At 54.2% G+C, this 19012-nt stretch carries 15 protein-coding genes; 10 read left to right on the plus strand and 5 right to left on the minus strand.

Translation table 11 applies throughout. The features are described from left to right. The 10 genes from AS136_RS27640 to dcuB all read left to right on the plus strand — a co-directional run. Positions 1-122 (plus strand): EF-Tu C-terminal domain-related protein (locus tag AS136_RS27640; RefSeq protein WP_001384287.1); only part of this gene is annotated, 122 nt, incomplete at its 5' end. Between the two features lie 338 nt (positions 123-460). Then, entirely contained in the window at positions 461-844 is a 384-nt protein-coding gene (gene secE / locus AS136_RS24935) for a preprotein translocase subunit SecE (RefSeq protein WP_002883772.1), read from the plus strand. Position 845: 1 nt separating this feature from the next. Beyond that, a complete protein-coding gene (gene nusG / locus AS136_RS24940; RefSeq protein ID WP_007665882.1) occupies positions 846-1391 on the plus strand; it encodes a transcription termination/antitermination protein NusG in 546 nt (181 codons plus the stop codon). Positions 1392-1547: 156 nt separating this feature from the next. Next, on the plus strand, positions 1548-1976 hold the full coding sequence (gene rplK, locus AS136_RS24945) for a 50S ribosomal protein L11 (RefSeq protein ID WP_008808007.1): 429 nt from the start codon (positions 1548-1550) through the stop codon (positions 1974-1976). 3 nt (positions 1977-1979) lie between these two features. Then, positions 1980-2684 carry a 50S ribosomal protein L1 gene (rplA, locus tag AS136_RS24950; protein WP_008808006.1) on the plus strand — a complete coding sequence of 235 codons (705 nt, stop codon included), beginning with the start codon at positions 1980-1982 and terminating at the stop codon, positions 2682-2684. Positions 2685-3097: 413 nt separating this feature from the next. After that, positions 3098-3595: a 50S ribosomal protein L10 gene (gene rplJ / locus AS136_RS24955; protein ID WP_001207203.1), complete on the plus strand. Its 498-nt coding sequence runs from the start codon at positions 3098-3100 to the stop codon at positions 3593-3595. A gap of 66 nt (positions 3596-3661) precedes the next feature. Further along, on the plus strand, positions 3662-4027 hold the full coding sequence (gene rplL / locus AS136_RS24960; RefSeq protein WP_002884142.1) for a 50S ribosomal protein L7/L12: 366 nt from the start codon (positions 3662-3664) through the stop codon (positions 4025-4027). A 324-nt stretch (positions 4028-4351) separates the two neighbouring features. Further along, complete coding sequence (rpoB, locus tag AS136_RS24965) at positions 4352-8380, plus strand: DNA-directed RNA polymerase subunit beta (RefSeq protein ID WP_008808005.1); 4029 nt, start codon at positions 4352-4354, stop codon at positions 8378-8380. Positions 8381-8456: 76 nt separating this feature from the next. Beyond that, positions 8457-12680, plus strand: a complete 4224-nt coding sequence (gene rpoC, locus AS136_RS24970; protein ID WP_008808004.1) for a DNA-directed RNA polymerase subunit beta' — start codon at positions 8457-8459, stop codon at positions 12678-12680. Positions 12681-13080: 400 nt separating this feature from the next. Continuing rightward, entirely contained in the window at positions 13081-14421 is a 1341-nt protein-coding gene (gene dcuB, locus AS136_RS24975; protein WP_023323449.1) for an anaerobic C4-dicarboxylate transporter DcuB, read from the plus strand. 43 nt (positions 14422-14464) lie between these two features. Here the strand turns inward: dcuB and AS136_RS24980 are convergent, their stop codons facing one another. The 5 genes from AS136_RS24980 to thiG form a co-directional block, all read right to left on the minus strand. After that, a complete protein-coding gene (locus AS136_RS24980; RefSeq protein ID WP_008808002.1) occupies positions 14465-14782 on the minus strand; it encodes a PTS lactose/cellobiose transporter subunit IIA in 318 nt (105 codons plus the stop codon). Positions 14783-14785: 3 nt separating this feature from the next. Beyond that, complete coding sequence (locus AS136_RS24985) at positions 14786-15091, minus strand: PTS sugar transporter subunit IIB (protein ID WP_002884150.1); 306 nt, start codon at positions 15089-15091, stop codon at positions 14786-14788. Positions 15092-15262: 171 nt separating this feature from the next. Further along, entirely contained in the window at positions 15263-16795 is a 1533-nt protein-coding gene (locus tag AS136_RS24990; protein ID WP_063267097.1) for a sensor domain-containing diguanylate cyclase, read from the minus strand. A 315-nt stretch (positions 16796-17110) separates the two neighbouring features. After that, complete coding sequence (thiH, locus tag AS136_RS24995) at positions 17111-18244, minus strand: 2-iminoacetate synthase ThiH (RefSeq protein ID WP_063267098.1); 1134 nt, start codon at positions 18242-18244, stop codon at positions 17111-17113. Continuing rightward, on the minus strand, positions 18241-19011 hold the full coding sequence (thiG, locus tag AS136_RS25000) for a thiazole synthase (protein ID WP_023323451.1): 771 nt from the start codon (positions 19009-19011) through the stop codon (positions 18241-18243). Before thiG ends, thiH begins: the two co-directional genes overlap by 4 nt. Position 19012 lies beyond the last annotated feature (1 nt).

A 19012-nucleotide genomic window follows, 5' to 3' on the forward strand; every position in this document is an offset into this window, starting at 1 on the left:
ACAACATCAAAATGGTTGTTACCCTGATCCACCCGATCGCGATGGACGATGGTCTGCGTTTCGCAATCCGTGAAGGCGGTCGTACCGTTGGCGCGGGCGTGGTTGCTAAAGTTCTCGGCTAATCGCTGATAACATTTGACGCAATGCGCAATAAAAGGGCATCATTTGATGCCCTTTTTGCACGCTTTCATACCAGAACCTGGCTCATCAGTGATTTTTTTTGTCATAATCATTGCTGAGACAGGCTCTGAAGAGGGCGTTTATACACCAAACCATTCGAGCGGTAGCGCGACGGCAAGTCAGCGTTCTCCTTTGCAATAGCAGGGAAGAGGCGCCAGAACCGCCAGCGTTGAAGCAGTTTGAACGCGTTCAGTGTATAATCCGAAACTTAATTTCGGTTTGGATCGCCTCGCCCCCGCGGGGTGAAATTGTTTGTAGAATACTTCTGACAGGTTGGTTTATGAGTGCGAATACCGAAGCTCAAGGGAGCGGGCGCGGCCTGGAAGCGATGAAGTGGATTATCGTTGCCGTGCTGCTGATCGTGGCGATCGTGGGCAACTTCCTTTATCGCGACATTATGCTGGCGGTGCGTGCGCTGGCCGTGGTTATTCTTATTGCTGCTGCCGGTGGCGTCGCGCTGTTGACGACGAAAGGTAAGGCGACCGTTGCTTTTGCTCGCGAAGCGCGAACTGAAGTGCGTAAAGTGATTTGGCCGACTCGCCAGGAAACGCTGCATACTACGCTGATTGTTGCTGCCGTGACTGCAGTAATGTCACTGATCCTGTGGGGACTGGATGGTATTCTGGTTCGCCTGGTCTCCTTTATCACTGGCCTGAGGTTCTGAGATGTCTGAAGCTCCTAAAAAGCGCTGGTACGTCGTTCAGGCGTTTTCCGGTTTTGAAGGTCGCGTAGCTACTTCGCTGCGTGAACATATCAAATTACACAACATGGAAGAGTTGTTTGGCGAAGTCATGGTTCCAACCGAAGAAGTGGTTGAAATCCGTGGCGGCCAGCGTCGCAAAAGCGAACGTAAATTCTTCCCAGGCTACGTTCTGGTTCAAATGGTCATGAACGACGCGAGCTGGCACCTGGTGCGCAGCGTACCGCGTGTGATGGGCTTCATCGGCGGTACTTCCGACCGTCCGGCGCCGATCAGCGACAAAGAAGTCGATGCCATCATGAACCGCCTGCAGCAGGTTGGCGATAAGCCGCGTCCGAAAACGCTGTTTGAGCCGGGCGAAATGGTTCGTGTCAACGATGGTCCGTTCGCTGACTTTAACGGCGTCGTTGAAGAAGTGGACTATGAGAAGTCCCGCCTGAAAGTTTCTGTTTCTATCTTCGGTCGTGCGACGCCGGTAGAACTGGACTTCGGTCAGGTTGAGAAGGCGTAAGCCGGCGATCAAAAAAGCAGCGATTTAATCGTTGCATAGGGCGCGAAATTGGCATACAATTTCGCGCCTTTTGTTTTTATGGGCCTGGCCCGTAAAACGATGTTTAATCACGGGGAGCTTCTCTGAAGCGTTAATACCCAATTTGAGGATTTAAGAATGGCTAAGAAAGTACAAGCCTACGTCAAGCTGCAGGTTGCAGCTGGTATGGCAAACCCGAGTCCGCCGGTTGGTCCAGCACTGGGTCAGCAGGGCGTTAACATCATGGAATTCTGCAAAGCGTTCAACGCAAAAACTGAATCCATGGAAAAAGGTCTGCCAATCCCGGTTGTTATCACCGTTTACGCTGACCGTTCTTTCACTTTCGTTACCAAAACCCCGCCGGCAGCAGTTCTGCTGAAAAAAGCGGCTGGTATCAAGTCCGGCTCTGGTAAGCCGAACAAAGATAAAGTGGGTAAAATTTCCCGCGCTCAGCTGCAGGAAATCGCGCAGACCAAAGCTGCCGACATGACTGGTGCCGACATTGAAGCGATGACTCGCTCCATCGAAGGTACTGCACGTTCCATGGGCCTGGTAGTGGAGGACTAAGAAATGGCTAAACTGACCAAGCGCATGTCCGTGATCCGTGACAAAGTTGATGCAACTAAACAGTATGACATCAACGAAGCCATCTCTCTGCTGAAAGAACTGGCTACTGCTAAGTTCGTTGAAAGCGTTGACGTTGCTGTAAACCTGGGCATCGATGCTCGTAAATCTGACCAGAACGTACGTGGTGCAACTGTACTGCCGCACGGTACTGGCCGTTCTGTTCGCGTTGCCGTATTTGCCCAGGGCGCAAACGCTGAAGCTGCTAAAGCTGCAGGCGCTGAGCTGGTAGGTATGGAAGATCTGGCTGACCAGATCAAGAAAGGCGAAATGAACTTTGACGTTGTTATTGCTTCCCCGGATGCAATGCGCGTTGTTGGCCAGCTGGGCCAGGTTCTGGGTCCGCGCGGCCTGATGCCAAACCCGAAAGTGGGTACCGTAACCCCTAACGTTGCTGAAGCGGTTAAGAACGCTAAAGCAGGTCAGGTTCGTTATCGTAACGACAAAAACGGCATCATCCACACCACCATCGGTAAAGTGGACTTTGACGCTGACAAACTGAAAGAAAACCTGGAAGCTCTGCTGGTTGCGCTGAAAAAAGCAAAACCGACTCAGGCGAAAGGCGTGTACATCAAGAAAGTTAGCATCTCCACCACCATGGGTGCAGGTGTTGCAGTAGATCAGGCTGGCCTGAACGCTTCTGCAAACTAATGCCTTTACGTGGGCGGTGATTTTGTCTACAATCTTACCCCCACGATTCTGTCAATAAGACAGACGCTATGCGAGTCATTTGAATTGCAGCAAGGCAGCAATCGAGTGAATCACCGGGAGTGTAGTTAACTACATGACCGGTGTGAACGAGAGCAGCTAACGCCGCTGCGGTTCGAAGGACGAAATCATAGGAAGAATTTGTTCGTTGGAGCCTGGCCTATCCAGGCCTCCGTCGAAGACCGCAGGTGTTTCGCAAGAAACTTAATCCCCTGCGTAGACGGTGACAGAACGCTAAGATTATTTTTGGATACTCTGGCTTGTTTCTGCTCACCGTATTTAGACGCTCTTTTCGTTGAATTGAGTGAAGTGAGTTCCAGAGCATAAGCTCTGGCAAACATCCAGGAGCAAAGCTAATGGCTTTAAATCTTCAAGACAAACAAGCGATTGTTGCTGAAGTCAGCGAAGTAGCCAAAGGCGCGCTGTCTGCAGTAGTTGCGGATTCCCGTGGCGTAACTGTAGATAAAATGACTGAACTGCGTAAAGCAGGTCGTGAAGCTGGCGTATACATGCGTGTTGTTCGTAACACCCTGCTGCGCCGCGTCGTTGAAGGTACTCAGTTCGAGTGCCTGAAAGACACGTTTGTTGGTCCGACCCTGATTGCATACTCTATGGAACACCCGGGCGCTGCTGCTCGTCTGTTCAAAGAGTTCGCGAAAGCGAATGCAAAATTTGAGGTCAAAGCCGCTGCCTTTGAAGGTGAGCTGATCCCGGCGTCGCAGATCGACCGCCTGGCAACTCTGCCGACCTACGAAGAAGCAATTGCACGCCTGATGGCAACCATGAAAGAAGCTTCGGCTGGCAAACTGGTTCGTACTCTGGCTGCTGTACGCGATGCGAAAGAAGCTGCTTAATCGCAGTTATCTTTATAAAGCATTCGCTTACGTATAAACTTATTCTGATATTCAGGAACAATTTAAATGTCTATCACTAAAGATCAAATCATTGAAGCAGTATCCGCTATGTCCGTAATGGACGTTGTTGAGCTGATCTCTGCAATGGAAGAAAAATTCGGTGTTTCCGCTGCTGCTGCTGTAGCTGTAGCTGCTGGCCCGGTTGAAGCTGCTGAAGAAAAAACTGAATTCGACGTAATTCTGAAAGCTGCTGGCGCTAACAAAGTTGCTGTTATCAAAGCAGTACGTGGCGCAACTGGCCTGGGTCTGAAAGAAGCTAAAGACCTGGTAGAATCTGCTCCGGCTGCACTGAAAGAAGGCATCAGCAAAGACGACGCTGAAGCTCTGAAAAAATCTCTGGAAGAAGCTGGCGCTGAAGTTGAAGTTAAATAAGCCAACCCTTCCGGTTGCAGCCTGAGAAATCAGGCTGAGGCTGGTGACTTTTTAGTCACCAGCCTTTTTGCGCTGTAAGGCGCCAGTAGCATTTCACACTGTTTGACTGCTGGTTTGCCTGACAATGCTTGTTTCTATCGACGACTTAATATACTGCGACAGGTTAGGGTTCCTGGGCTGTGTAAATCGCAACGAAATGGTTTAAGCGTGATAGCAACAGGTATTGCGGAAAGTGTTCCATTTTCCGGTCAACAAAATAGTGTTGCATAAAAAACTGCCTTACTTAGGCAGACGGGTCGACTTGTCAGCGAGCTGAGGAACCCTATGGTTTACTCCTATACCGAGAAAAAACGTATTCGTAAGGATTTTGGTAAACGTCCACAAGTTCTGGACATACCTTATCTCCTTTCTATCCAGCTTGATTCGTTCCAGAAGTTTATCGAGCAAGATCCTGAAGGGCAGTATGGTCTGGAAGCAGCCTTCCGTTCCGTATTCCCGATTCAGAGCTACAGCGGTAATTCAGAGCTGCAATACGTCAGCTACCGTCTGGGCGAACCTGTTTTTGATGTTAAAGAATGTCAGATCCGTGGCGTGACTTATTCTGCACCGCTGCGCGTAAAACTGCGTCTGGTGATCTACGAGCGCGAAGCGCCGGAAGGCACCGTTAAAGACATCAAAGAACAAGAAGTCTACATGGGCGAAATCCCGCTCATGACCGACAACGGTACCTTTGTTATCAACGGTACCGAGCGTGTTATCGTTTCTCAGCTGCACCGTAGCCCGGGCGTCTTCTTTGACAGTGACAAAGGTAAGACCCACTCCTCCGGTAAGGTCCTGTATAACGCACGTATCATCCCTTACCGCGGTTCCTGGCTGGACTTCGAATTCGACCCGAAAGACAACCTGTTCGTTCGTATCGACCGTCGTCGTAAACTGCCGGCAACCATCATTCTGCGCGCGCTGAATTACACCACTGAGCAGATCCTTGACCTGTTCTTCGAGAAAGTGGTCTTTGAAATTCGCGACAACAAGCTGCAGATGGAGCTGGTACCGGAGCGTCTGCGCGGTGAAACCGCCTCCTTCGATATCGAAGCCAACGGTAAAGTGTACGTTGAGAAAGGCCGTCGTATTACTGCGCGCCACATTCGCCAGCTGGAAAAAGACGATATCAAACATATCGAAGTTCCGGTTGAGTACATCGCGGGTAAAGTTGCTTCTAAAGACTACATCGACGAAGCGACCGGCGAACTGATCTGCCCGGCGAACATGGAGCTGAGCCTGGATCTGCTGGCTAAACTGAGCCAGTCCGGCCACAAGCGTATCGAAACGCTGTTCACCAACGATCTGGACCACGGTCCGTACATTTCTGAAACGGTACGCGTCGACCCGACCAACGATCGTCTGAGCGCGCTGGTAGAAATCTACCGCATGATGCGCCCTGGTGAGCCGCCGACTCGCGAAGCGGCTGAAAGCCTGTTTGAGAACCTGTTCTTCTCCGAAGACCGCTACGATCTGTCCGCGGTTGGTCGTATGAAGTTCAACCGTTCTCTGCTGCGCGACGAAATCGAAGGTTCCGGTATCCTGAGCAAAGACGACATCATCGAAGTGATGAAGAAGCTCATCGATATCCGTAACGGTAAAGGCGAAGTCGATGATATCGACCACCTCGGCAACCGTCGTATCCGTTCCGTTGGCGAAATGGCGGAAAACCAGTTCCGCGTTGGCCTGGTACGTGTAGAGCGTGCGGTTAAAGAGCGTCTGTCTCTGGGCGATCTGGATACCCTGATGCCTCAGGATATGATCAACGCCAAGCCGATTTCCGCAGCAGTGAAAGAGTTCTTTGGTTCCAGCCAGCTGTCCCAGTTTATGGACCAGAACAACCCGCTGTCTGAGATTACGCACAAACGTCGTATCTCCGCACTCGGCCCAGGCGGTCTGACCCGTGAACGCGCAGGCTTCGAAGTTCGAGACGTACACCCGACGCACTACGGTCGCGTATGTCCAATCGAAACGCCTGAAGGTCCGAACATCGGTCTGATCAACTCCCTGTCCGTGTACGCACAGACTAACGAATACGGTTTCCTTGAGACCCCGTATCGTAAAGTGACCGACGGTGTGGTTACCGATGAAATTCACTACCTGTCTGCTATCGAAGAAGGCAACTACGTTATTGCTCAGGCGAACTCCAACCTGGATGAAAACGGCCACTTCGTAGAAGACCTGGTTACCTGCCGTAGCAAAGGCGAATCCAGCTTGTTCAGCCGCGACCAGGTTGACTACATGGACGTATCCACCCAGCAGGTGGTATCCGTCGGTGCGTCCCTGATCCCGTTCCTGGAGCACGATGACGCCAACCGTGCATTGATGGGTGCGAACATGCAACGTCAGGCGGTTCCGACTCTGCGCGCTGATAAGCCGCTGGTTGGTACCGGTATGGAACGTGCTGTTGCCGTTGACTCCGGTGTTACTGCGGTGGCTAAACGTGGCGGTACCGTTCAGTACGTGGATGCTTCCCGTATCGTTATCAAAGTTAACGAAGACGAGATGTACCCGGGCGAAGCAGGTATCGACATCTATAACCTGACCAAGTACACCCGTTCTAACCAGAACACCTGCATCAACCAGATGCCTTGCGTGTCCCTGGGCGAACCCATTGAGCGCGGCGACGTGCTGGCCGACGGCCCATCCACCGACCTTGGTGAACTGGCGCTGGGTCAGAACATGCGCGTAGCGTTCATGCCGTGGAACGGCTACAACTTCGAAGACTCCATCCTTGTCTCCGAGCGTGTTGTTCAGGAAGACCGTTTCACCACCATCCACATTCAGGAACTGGCGTGCGTGTCCCGTGACACCAAGCTGGGGCCGGAAGAGATCACCGCTGACATCCCGAACGTGGGTGAAGCTGCGCTCTCTAAACTGGATGAGTCCGGTATCGTTTATATCGGCGCGGAAGTGACCGGCGGCGACATTCTGGTTGGTAAGGTAACGCCGAAAGGTGAAACCCAGCTGACGCCGGAAGAGAAACTGCTGCGTGCGATCTTCGGTGAGAAAGCGTCTGACGTTAAAGACTCTTCTCTGCGCGTACCGAACGGTGTCTCTGGTACCGTTATCGACGTTCAGGTCTTTACCCGTGATGGCGTAGAAAAAGACAAACGTGCGCTGGAAATCGAAGAGATGCAGCTGAAGCAGGCGAAGAAAGACCTGTCTGAAGAACTGCAGATCCTCGAAGCCGGTCTGTTCAGTCGTATCTACGCGGTGCTGGTCTCCGGTGGCGTTGAAGCTGAGAAGCTCGACAAACTGCCGCGCGATCGCTGGCTGGAACTGGGCCTGACCGACGAAGAGAAACAGAATCAGCTGGAGCAACTGGCTGAGCAGTATGACGAACTGAAACACGAGTTCGAGAAAAAACTCGAAGCGAAACGCCGTAAAATCACCCAAGGCGACGATCTGGCACCGGGTGTGCTGAAGATCGTTAAGGTATACCTGGCCGTTAAACGCCGTATCCAGCCTGGTGATAAGATGGCAGGCCGTCACGGTAACAAGGGTGTTATCTCTAAGATCAACCCGATCGAAGATATGCCGCACGATGCTAACGGTACGCCGGTAGATATCGTACTGAACCCGCTGGGCGTACCGTCTCGTATGAACATCGGTCAGATCCTGGAAACTCACCTGGGTATGGCTGCGAAAGGCATCGGCGATAAGATCAACGCCATGCTGAAACAGCAGCAAGAAGTCGCGAAACTGCGCGAATTCATCCAGCGTGCTTACGATCTGGGCGCTGACGTTCGCCAGAAAGTTGACCTGAATACCTTCAGCGATGAAGAAGTTCTGCGTCTGGCTGAAAACCTGCGTAAAGGCATGCCGATCGCAACGCCGGTATTCGACGGTGCGAAAGAAGCTGAAATCAAAGAGCTGCTGCAGCTGGGCGACCTGCCGACTTCCGGTCAGATCACCCTGTTTGACGGCCGCACCGGTGAACAGTTCGAACGTCCGGTAACCGTGGGTTACATGTACATGCTGAAACTGAACCACCTGGTCGACGACAAAATGCACGCTCGTTCCACCGGTTCCTACAGCCTGGTTACTCAGCAGCCGCTGGGTGGTAAGGCGCAGTTCGGTGGTCAGCGCTTCGGTGAGATGGAAGTGTGGGCGCTGGAAGCTTATGGCGCGGCCTACACCCTGCAGGAAATGCTCACCGTTAAGTCTGATGACGTGAACGGTCGTACCAAGATGTATAAAAACATCGTGGACGGCAACCACCAGATGGAACCGGGCATGCCGGAGTCCTTCAACGTACTGTTGAAAGAAATCCGCTCGCTGGGCATCAACATCGAACTGGAAGACGAGTAACTCTCGCTCAAACAGGTCACTGGTGCCGGGATAAAACCCGGCGCCAGATTGTGCTAACTCCGACGGGAGCAAATCCGTGAAAGACTTATTAAAGTTTCTGAAAGCGCAAACTAAAACCGAAGAGTTTGATGCGATCAAAATTGCTCTGGCATCGCCAGACATGATCCGTTCATGGTCTTTCGGTGAAGTTAAAAAGCCGGAAACCATTAACTACCGTACGTTCAAGCCTGAGCGTGACGGTCTGTTCTGTGCTCGTATTTTCGGGCCAGTAAAAGACTATGAGTGCCTGTGCGGTAAGTACAAGCGCCTGAAACACCGCGGTGTGATCTGTGAGAAGTGCGGCGTTGAAGTGACCCAGACTAAAGTGCGTCGTGAGCGCATGGGCCACATCGAGCTGGCATGCCCGACGGCGCACATCTGGTTCCTGAAATCGCTGCCGTCCCGTATCGGCCTGCTGCTGGATATGCCGCTGCGCGATATCGAACGTGTACTGTACTTCGAATCCTACGTGGTTATCGAAGGTGGCATGACCAACCTCGAACGCAACCAGATTCTGACTGAAGAGCAGTACCTGGATGCGCTGGAAGAGTTCGGTGACGAATTCGACGCGAAAATGGGTGCGGAAGCGATCCAGGCGCTGCTGCGCAATATGGATCTGGAGCAGGAATGCGAACAGCTGCGTGAAGAGCTGAACGAAACCAACTCCGAAACCAAGCGTAAAAAGCTGACCAAGCGCATTAAGCTGCTGGAAGCGTTCGTTCAGTCTGGCAACAAGCCGGAATGGATGATCCTGACCGTTCTGCCGGTTCTGCCGCCAGATCTGCGTCCGCTGGTTCCGCTCGATGGCGGCCGTTTTGCGACTTCTGACCTGAACGATCTGTATCGTCGCGTCATTAACCGTAACAACCGTCTGAAACGTCTGCTGGATCTGGCTGCGCCGGACATCATCGTACGCAACGAAAAACGTATGCTGCAGGAAGCGGTTGACGCCCTGCTGGATAACGGCCGTCGCGGTCGTGCGATCACCGGTTCTAACAAACGTCCTCTGAAATCTTTGGCCGATATGATCAAAGGTAAACAGGGTCGTTTCCGTCAGAACCTGCTCGGTAAGCGTGTTGACTACTCCGGTCGTTCTGTTATCACCGTAGGTCCATACCTGCGTCTGCATCAGTGCGGTCTGCCGAAGAAAATGGCGCTGGAGCTGTTCAAACCGTTCATTTACGGCAAGCTGGAACTGCGTGGCCTGGCCACCACCATCAAAGCCGCTAAGAAAATGGTTGAGCGCGAAGAAGCCGTTGTTTGGGATATCCTGGACGAAGTTATCCGCGAACACCCGGTACTGCTGAACCGTGCGCCAACGCTGCACCGTTTAGGTATCCAGGCATTCGAACCGGTTCTGATCGAAGGTAAAGCTATTCAGCTGCACCCGCTGGTTTGTGCGGCCTATAACGCCGACTTCGATGGCGACCAGATGGCTGTTCACGTACCGCTGACGCTGGAAGCCCAGCTGGAAGCGCGTGCGCTGATGATGTCTACCAACAACATCCTGTCCCCGGCGAACGGCGAACCAATCATCGTTCCGTCTCAGGACGTTGTACTGGGTCTGTACTACATGACCCGTGACTGTGTTAACGCCAAAGGCGAAGGCATGGTGCTGACTGGCCCGAAAGAAGCGGAGCGTATTTATCGCGCCGGTCTGGCCTCTCTGCATGCGCGCGTTAAAGTGCGTATCACTGAATACGAAAAAGACGAGAATGGTGAATTCGTCGCGAAGACTAGCCTGAAAGACACGACCGTTGGCCGTGCCATTCTGTGGATGATCGTACCGAAAGGTCTGCCGTTCTCTATCGTGAACCAGGCGCTCGGTAAGAAAGCGATCTCCAAGATGCTGAACACCTGTTACCGTATTCTGGGCCTGAAACCGACCGTTATTTTTGCGGACCAGACGATGTACACCGGCTTTGCTTATGCAGCGCGTTCAGGTGCATCCGTTGGTATCGATGACATGGTCATCCCGGAGAAAAAATACGAAATCATCAGCGAAGCGGAAGCGGAAGTTGCTGAGATTCAGGAACAGTTCCAGTCTGGTCTGGTCACCGCGGGCGAGCGCTACAACAAAGTTATCGATATCTGGGCTGCGGCGAACGATCGTGTATCCAAAGCGATGATGGATAACCTGCAAACCGAAACCGTGATTAACCGTGACGGTCAGGAAGAGCAGCAGGTTTCCTTCAACAGCATCTACATGATGGCCGACTCCGGTGCGCGTGGTTCTGCGGCACAGATTCGTCAGCTGGCTGGTATGCGTGGTCTGATGGCGAAGCCGGATGGCTCGATCATCGAAACGCCGATCACCGCGAACTTCCGTGAAGGTCTGAACGTACTCCAGTACTTCATCTCCACCCACGGTGCGCGTAAAGGTCTGGCGGATACCGCACTGAAGACAGCGAACTCCGGTTACCTGACTCGTCGTCTGGTTGACGTTGCCCAGGACCTGGTCGTCACTGAAGACGACTGCGGCACCCTGGAAGGCATCACCATGACGCCGGTTATCGAAGGTGGCGACGTTAAAGAGCCGCTGCGCGATCGCGTACTGGGTCGTGTGACTGCTGAAGACGTTCTGAAGCCGGGTACCGCGGACATTCTGGTTCCACGCAACACGCTGCTGCATGAGCACTGGTGTGACCTGCTGGAAGAGAACTCCGTTGACTCCGTCAAAGTTCGTTCCGTTGTATCCTGTGACACCGACTTTGGTGTATGTGCGCACTGCTATGGTCGTGACCTGGCGCGTGGCCACCTCATCAACAAAGGTGAGGCTATCGGCGTTATCGCGGCACAGTCCATCGGTGAGCCGGGTACACAGCTGACGATGCGTACGTTCCACATCGGTGGTGCGGCATCTCGTGCGGCTGCTGAATCCAGCATCCAGGTGAAAAACAAAGGTAGCATCCGTCTGAGCAACGCGAAGTCGGTTGTGAACTCCAGCGGTAAACTGGTTATCACCTCGCGTAACACCGAGCTGAAACTGATCGACGAATTCGGTCGTACCAAAGAAAGCTATAAAGTGCCTTACGGCTCCGTTATGGCGAAAGGCGATGGCGAACAGGTTGCCGGCGGTGAAACCGTTGCAAACTGGGATCCGCATACCATGCCGGTTATCACCGAAGTGAGTGGTTTCGTCCGCTTCACTGACATGATCGACGGCCAGACCATTACTCGTCAGACCGACGAGCTGACCGGTCTGTCTTCGCTGGTGGTTCTGGATTCCGCAGAACGTACCTCCGGTGGTAAAGATCTGCGTCCGGCGCTGAAAATTGTTGATGCTCAGGGCAACGACGTTCTGATCCCAGGCACCGATATGCCTGCTCAGTACTTCCTGCCGGGTAAAGCGATTGTTCAGCTGGAAGATGGCGTACAGATCAGCTCTGGTGACACCCTGGCGCGTGTTCCGCAGGAATCCGGCGGTACCAAGGACATCACCGGTGGTCTGCCGCGCGTTGCGGACCTGTTCGAAGCACGTCGTCCGAAAGAGCCGGCAATCCTGGCTGAAATCAGCGGCATCATTTCCTTCGGTAAAGAAACCAAAGGGAAACGTCGTCTGGTTATCACCCCGGTAGACGGTAGCGAACCGTACGAAGAGATGATTCCGAAATGGCGTCAGCTGAACGTGTTCGAAGGTGAACGTGTAGAACGTGGTGACGTGGTTTCCGACGGTCCGGAAGCACCGCACGACATTCTGCGTCTTCGTGGCGTGCACGCGGTAACGCGTTACATCACCAACGAAGTGCAGGACGTTTACCGTCTGCAAGGCGTTAAGATTAACGATAAGCACATTGAAGTTATCGTTCGTCAGATGCTGCGTAAAGCGACCATCGAAAGCGCTGGTAGCTCCGACTTCCTCGAAGGCGAGCAGGTTGAATACTCCCGCGTTAAGATCGCTAACCGCGAGCTTGAAGCGAATGGCAAAGTGGCGGCAACCTATTCCCGCGACCTGCTGGGTATCACCAAAGCGTCTCTGGCAACCGAGTCCTTCATCTCCGCGGCCTCGTTCCAGGAGACCACTCGCGTGCTGACCGAAGCAGCCGTTGCGGGCAAACGCGACGAACTGCGCGGTCTGAAAGAGAACGTCATCGTGGGTCGTCTGATCCCGGCGGGTACCGGTTATGCGTACCACCAGGATCGTATGCGCCGTCGCGCAGCGGGCGAACAGCCAGCTGCTCCGCAGGTGAGCGTAGAAGAAGCGTCTGCCAACCTGGCAGAACTGCTGAACGCAGGCCTGGGCGGTTCTGACAACGATTAATCGTTGATGCACTGCTAAAAAGCCGGTCAGGTTTCCTGACCGGCTTTTTTATTGTTTGTTCGCCGCCTCACCCTCTTCTTTAATTACATTTACGACATATTAACGCCGCATATTTTTAGCAATTAATTCATATAAAATATCCATCCCCCGTTCACTGGAAAAACCTTTGTTTATATATGGGTAAAAGTTCTACTCATATCAAAAAATAATCAATCCAAAGGCGATATATTCAAAATACCTAATGAATCATGGGATTACTTCTGCTGCTTTATCTTCGAAGCTACGGCTCTGGAGAGGGATCGCCGCATCTCATGCTTCTCCCGATAAGACGCAGAAATAATACCGGCAGGCAGGTGTTGGTCATTTCTTTTGGTCTGAGTGGACAGGCTCTGGGGGCTGCATGGAATTTGCGATACAACTCATTATTATCTTAATTTGTCTGTTTTATGGTGCCCGAAAAGGCGGTATTGCGCTGGGCCTGTTGGGCGGCATCGGTTTGGTTATCCTTGTTTTTGTGTTCCATCTTCAGCCGGGTAAACCACCGGTTGATGTAATGCTGGTGATCATTGCCGTCGTGGCCGCTTCGGCCACGCTACAGGCGTCCGGCGGGCTGGATGTCATGTTACAGATTGCCGAGAAGCTGCTGCGGCACAACCCGAAATATGTTTCAATCGTCGCGCCTTTCGTCACCTGCACGCTGACCATTCTCTGCGGTACCGGACACGTGGTGTACACGATCCTGCCGATTATCTACGATGTCGCCATTAAGAATAACATTCGTCCGGAGCGTCCGATGGCGGCCAGCTCCATAGGTGCCCAGATGGGGATCATCGCCAGCCCGGTCTCGGTAGCGGTGGTGTCGCTGGTGGCGATGCTGGGGAATTTTACCTTTAACGGTAAACACCTGGAATTTCTCGACCTGCTGGCGATAACCATTCCGTCCACGCTGCTGGGGATCCTGGCGATTGGTATCTTCAGCTGGTTCCGTGGCAAAGATCTGGATAAAGACGAAGCCTTCCAGGCGTTTATTGCGGTACCGGAAAATCGCCATTACGTCTATGGCGATACGGCGACGCTGCTGGATAAAAAGCTGCCGACCAGCAACTGGATTGCGATGTGGATCTTCCTTGCTTCCATCGCCGTGGTGGCCTTACTCGGCGCGTTTTCCGAACTGCGTCCGGCCTTCGACGGTAAGCCGCTGTCGATGGTGCTGGTGATCCAGATGTTCATGCTGCTCTCCGGGGCATTGATCATCATCATTACCAAAACCAACCCGGCGTCGATTTCTAAAAATGAGGTTTTCCGTTCGGGAATGATCGCTATCGTCGCGGTATACGGCATCGCGTGGATGGCGGAAACTATGTTCGGCGCGCATATGACCGAGATTAAAGGTGTGCTCGGGGAGATGGTGAAGGAGTACCCGTGGGCTTACGCCATCGTACTGCTGCTGGTTTCGAAGTTTGTGAACTCTCAGGCGGCAGCGCTGGCGGCGATTGTTCCGGTGGCGCTGGCCATCGGCGTCGACCCGGCCTATATCGTGGCTTCCGCGCCGGCCTGCTATGGCTACTATATTCTGCCGACCTACCCAAGCGATCTGGCGGCGATCCAGTTCGACCGCTCAGGGACCACCCATATCGGCCGCTTTGTCATTAACCATAGCTTCATCCTGCCCGGGCTCATCGGCGTCGGTGTCTCCTGCGTGTTTGGCTGGGTATTCGCCGCGATGTATGGTTTTCTTTGAGAGGGGACGGGCGCCGGCAGCGGCGCCCGTTAAATCCGCGAGATTACTGCGCGAGCGGCAGACGACGATAGAGTTCAATCATATCGGTCGCCAGATCCTGAATGACCATGGCGTTCATCAGGTGGTCCTGAGAGTGAACGGTGATCAGGTTGACCGGCAGCTTACCGGTGCCTTCATCCAGGCCGATGAGCTGGGTCTGGATTTTATGCGCATGTTTGACGAACTCATGGGACTCGGCCATGGCCTGCTCGGCTGCCGCAAAGTCACCTTTCCGTGCTAACTGGAGAGCAGTGAGCGCCGCGCTACGTGCGGAACCGGCATTAACCAACAGCTCCATGATGATCGTTTCTAAATCTTCCATCGATTACTCCAGCATCTTCAGGGCTTTATCCAGAACGGCATCGCCTTTCATCATGCCGTAGTCCATCATATCGATCACCGCGACTTTCTTGCCGAATGGATCGGCCAGCGCCTGCAGTTTCGCCTGCTCATATTTCACCTGCGGGCCGAGCAAAATAATGTCGGCGGCGGCCAGGTTATCTTTAAACTCGGCGACCGGGACGGCCTTGATAGAAACCTCAACACCTTTTTTCTGCGCGGCATCTTGCATACGCTGAACCAGCATGCTGGTGGACATACCGGCGGCACAGCACAAAACGATATTCTTCATAGTCAGTGGCCCTTGTGTTCCGTGATGTCTTATCTTTATCGCGGCCCTGGCGATGCGACAACCGCTTTACCGTGATTGTGTGTAAGTCATCACACAAAAATTGAAACCGGTTTCATTTTTGCCGATAAAAATAAAAAAGCCCACCGAAGTGGGCGGCCGCGTCCTGTTGTCTCACGCGCGGAGGATGCAGTTTTTACCTTGTTGCTTGGCTTTGTAAAGTGCCTCATCGACGCTCACCACCAGCTTATCCAGCGGCTCCATATTCCATTCCCCCAGTCCGGCGCTAAAGGTGACCGTCAGGCCATCTTCGCGCCAGGTACGCCGTTCGACGTTGACCCGCCATGTTTCCAGTAGCGTTCGGGCGTTATCGATGTGTTCGGCAGGAAAGACCACCGCGAACTCTTCACCGCCGTAGCGATAAAGGGAAATCTCCAGCGGCTGGAGGACCTGCAGCCCCTCGCGGGCGACGTTGCGCAGGACGATATCGCCGTTGAGGTGTCCCCAGGTGTCGTTGATCGATTTGAAGTTATCGATATCGACCAGGGCAAGGGCGAAAGGTTGGTGATCGTTCATCAGCGCGGCGATATCGCTGTCGAAGGCGCGGCGGTTTTTGCAGCCAGTGAGGGCGTCGATGGTGGCCTGGCGAACGTAGGTCAGTTCACGCTGTTTGTTGGTTTCAATGGCTTTACTCAGCATTGCCTCAAGGCGCGGAGCGCGTTTGACGTCGCCGGTTTTAATCGCATTGATGATATTCATCAGCACGGTACGGGAAGCATGACGCAGATAAAGGCCGAACAAGAGGATGATAATCGCCGCGAGTGAGAAACCGCCGATCACTAAGTTTGTCTCATGGCGCGTCAGATTGATCAGGGTGGCGTTATCGACACGGTAAATCACGAACCAGTCGGGATTGGTAAAGGAGTAGTAGTAATACCAGGTATCGCTCCTGACATCGTAAAGCTGCCCCTCTCCGCTGGTCATTTTATCCATCAGTTCGTCGCTGACGAAGGGTTTAAACAGCGCGCCCGGGTCGGAGTGCAGGACAACTTTGCCATCCCGCTGCACCACAAAAAATTCCCCCTGTACGGGGGCGACCATCTGCCGTAGCGCGAACCCCATGGAGGTGAGATCTAGATGAAAAGCCAGGCTGCCCTTGAGTTTACCCTCCGGAGTAATGATGGGTTTGAAAATGGTAATCGTCGGATGGTGGGTGAAAAAGTCCATATACGGGCTGGTGTAGTGGCTGAAGGTGCTGGCTTCTGCCTGTTTGATAAACCAGGGCCGCGTTTTGGGGTCGAAAGCCAGGCTGTCTTCATTTTTCAGTACTTCCGGGGCGCGCAGATAGTGGCCCTCGGTATCCGCCAGCGAGATGGATGAGACGCTTGGCATCATGTTCTGTAACTGCATTAGCGTGGTTAACCCTTTCTCCGGATCAACGTTCACCGCGCGGTTCAGTTCGTCATTACGGGCAAAGAAGGTGGCCGCGCGGCCGAGGATAAAATCATTTTCCCGCAGCAGCGTTTCCGTATAGTTGATGGCCAGGTTGTGGGTAAAGTTGCGGTTAATATCGTGATAATCTTCGAGAAAATCTTTCCGCTGTGCCAGGGTGACAAAAGTAGCAATCAGCATGAAACTGAGCAAAATGCCGGCAAACCCCACGACGATTGGTGTCGTAAAAGAGAGTTTTCTGTTGTGTAGCGCCATGAATCGTTAATCGTCCCGGATGTATAAACCAAGGGTCCGAACGCAGCTTGTGTCAGCGAGCCTGCCGATCGAATCAGTTAACTATTGCTCAATTATAACTCTGAGGCCTTCATCTATCGTGATTTATATTCGTCGATAATGAACCGGCCCTCGCGCAGCGCGGAGAGGCAGGGCGAAAATGAGGAAGAAAACGTTCGCCCTGGTCAGCGTCCGCTGCTGACCCGGGCAGAATAGAAAAACGGCGGCAATCGGGCGACTCCCCGTTTTTCATCTCTCGTGCAGGCACGCAAAATAATCAGCGGCTTGCAACATACTTCATGATGATTGCGAGGCGCGTCCCAGCCAGCTGTCCCAGTCTTTCCATACCGGCTGCAGGCCACGGGCGGCTAGCGCGCTGGCGACCTCTTCAGGGCGGCGATCGTCATGTGGGGCAAATTGCTCGAGCTCCGGATGATCGTCGGCGTAGCCGCCGGGCTGCGTTTTAGAGAAGGCGCTGACGTTATTGATCGCCAGCGGGATCACCCGGTCGCGGAACCAGGGTGATTCACGGGTTGAAAGCGACAGCTCAACCTCCGGCGCCAGCAGGCGGAAGGCGCAAATGGTCTGCACCAGCTGGCGCTCATCCATCAGCGAAGCTGGTTCAATACCGCCGGCGCAGGGACGCAGGCGCGGGAAGGAGACCGAGTAGCGGCTGCGCCAGTAGCGCTGCTGCAGCCACAGCAGGTGCTCGGCGACCATAAAGCAGTCCACCCGCCAGCTGTCGGAAAGACCAATCAACGCGCCGAGGCCGATCTTATCGATCCCCGCCTCGCCCAGGCGATCCGGTGTATCCAGCCGCCAGAAGAAATCCTGTTTTTTCCCTTTCAGATGGTGCTGGGCATACATGCTTTCATGGTAGGTCTCCTGATAGACCATTACCCCGTCGAGCCCCAGCGTTTTCAGCTCGGCATACTCTTCGGTCGCCAGCGGCTGCACCTCCATATGCAGCGAGGCAAACTGGCTGCGGATAGCCGGCAGGTGCTGGAGGAAATAATCCATTCCCACCTTGCCCTGATGCTCGCCGGTCACCAGCAGCAGATGCTCAAAGCCCAGGTCGCGGATCGCGGCGCACTCGCGGGCAATCTCGGCGGCATCCAGCGTCTTGCGCTTAATGCGATTGCTCATTGAGAAGCCGCAGTAGGTGCAGTCATTGGCGCACAGGTTGGAGAGATACAGTGGTACGTAAAAGCTGACGGTATTGCCGAAGCGCTGCCGGGTGAGCCGCTGCGCACGCTGGGCCAGCGGTTCAAGATAGTTGGCCGCCGCCGGTGAAAGCAGGGCCATCATGTCGTCACGGGTGAGCTGTTTGGCCGCCAGCGCCCGTTCGACGTCGGCGGCGGTTTTGCTGTTGATGCGCAGGCGGATGTCGTCCCACTCCAGCTCCCGCCAGCGATCGCTGAAGGTTTTCATGCCAGCGCCTCCAGGAATCCGGTCAGCGGGCTGGTGGCCTGCGCCTGCGTACTGCGTGCCCCCGGTCCGGCCTGACGCGCCAGTAATCCGGCATCGACTGCCATACGGAAGGCGCGGGCCATGGTCACGGGGTCGTCGGCGACGGCAATGGCGGTATTGACCAGCACCGCATCTGCGCCCATCTCCAGCGCCTGCGCCGCATGGCTCGGCACGCCAATTCCGGCATCGACCACCACCGGTACCGCCGCCTGCTCGATAATAATCTCCAGCATGGCTTTGGTTTCCAGCCCCTGATTGGAGCCGATCGGCGCGCCCAGCGGCATCACCGCCGCGCAGCCAACCTCTTCCAGCCGTTTACACAGCACCGGATCGGCGCCGCAGTAGGGCAGGACGACGAACCCTTCGCGGACCAGCAGCTCCGCCGCCTTCAGGGTTTCAATCGGGTCAGGCAGCAGCCAGCGGGCATCCGGGTGGATCTCCAGCTTCAGCCAGTGGGTGCCCAGGGCTTCCCGCGCCAGGCGGGCGGCAAACACCGCCTCTTCCGCCGTCTTGGCGCCTGAGGTATTCGGCAGCAGGTTAACGCCCGCCGCCAGCAGCGGCGCGAGAATCGCGTCATTGTGCTGGCGTAAATCGACGCGCTTCATCGCCAGCGTCACCAGCTGGCTTCCCGAGGCGCGAATCGCCTCGACCATCACCTCCGGGGCGGCGAATTTGCCGGTACCGGTAAAAAGATGGGATTCAAACGTTTTGTCTGCAATACGTAACATG

The organism is Klebsiella sp. D5A (assembly GCF_001620885.1).
GTDB lineage: Bacteria > Pseudomonadota > Gammaproteobacteria > Enterobacterales > Enterobacteriaceae > Klebsiella > Klebsiella variicola.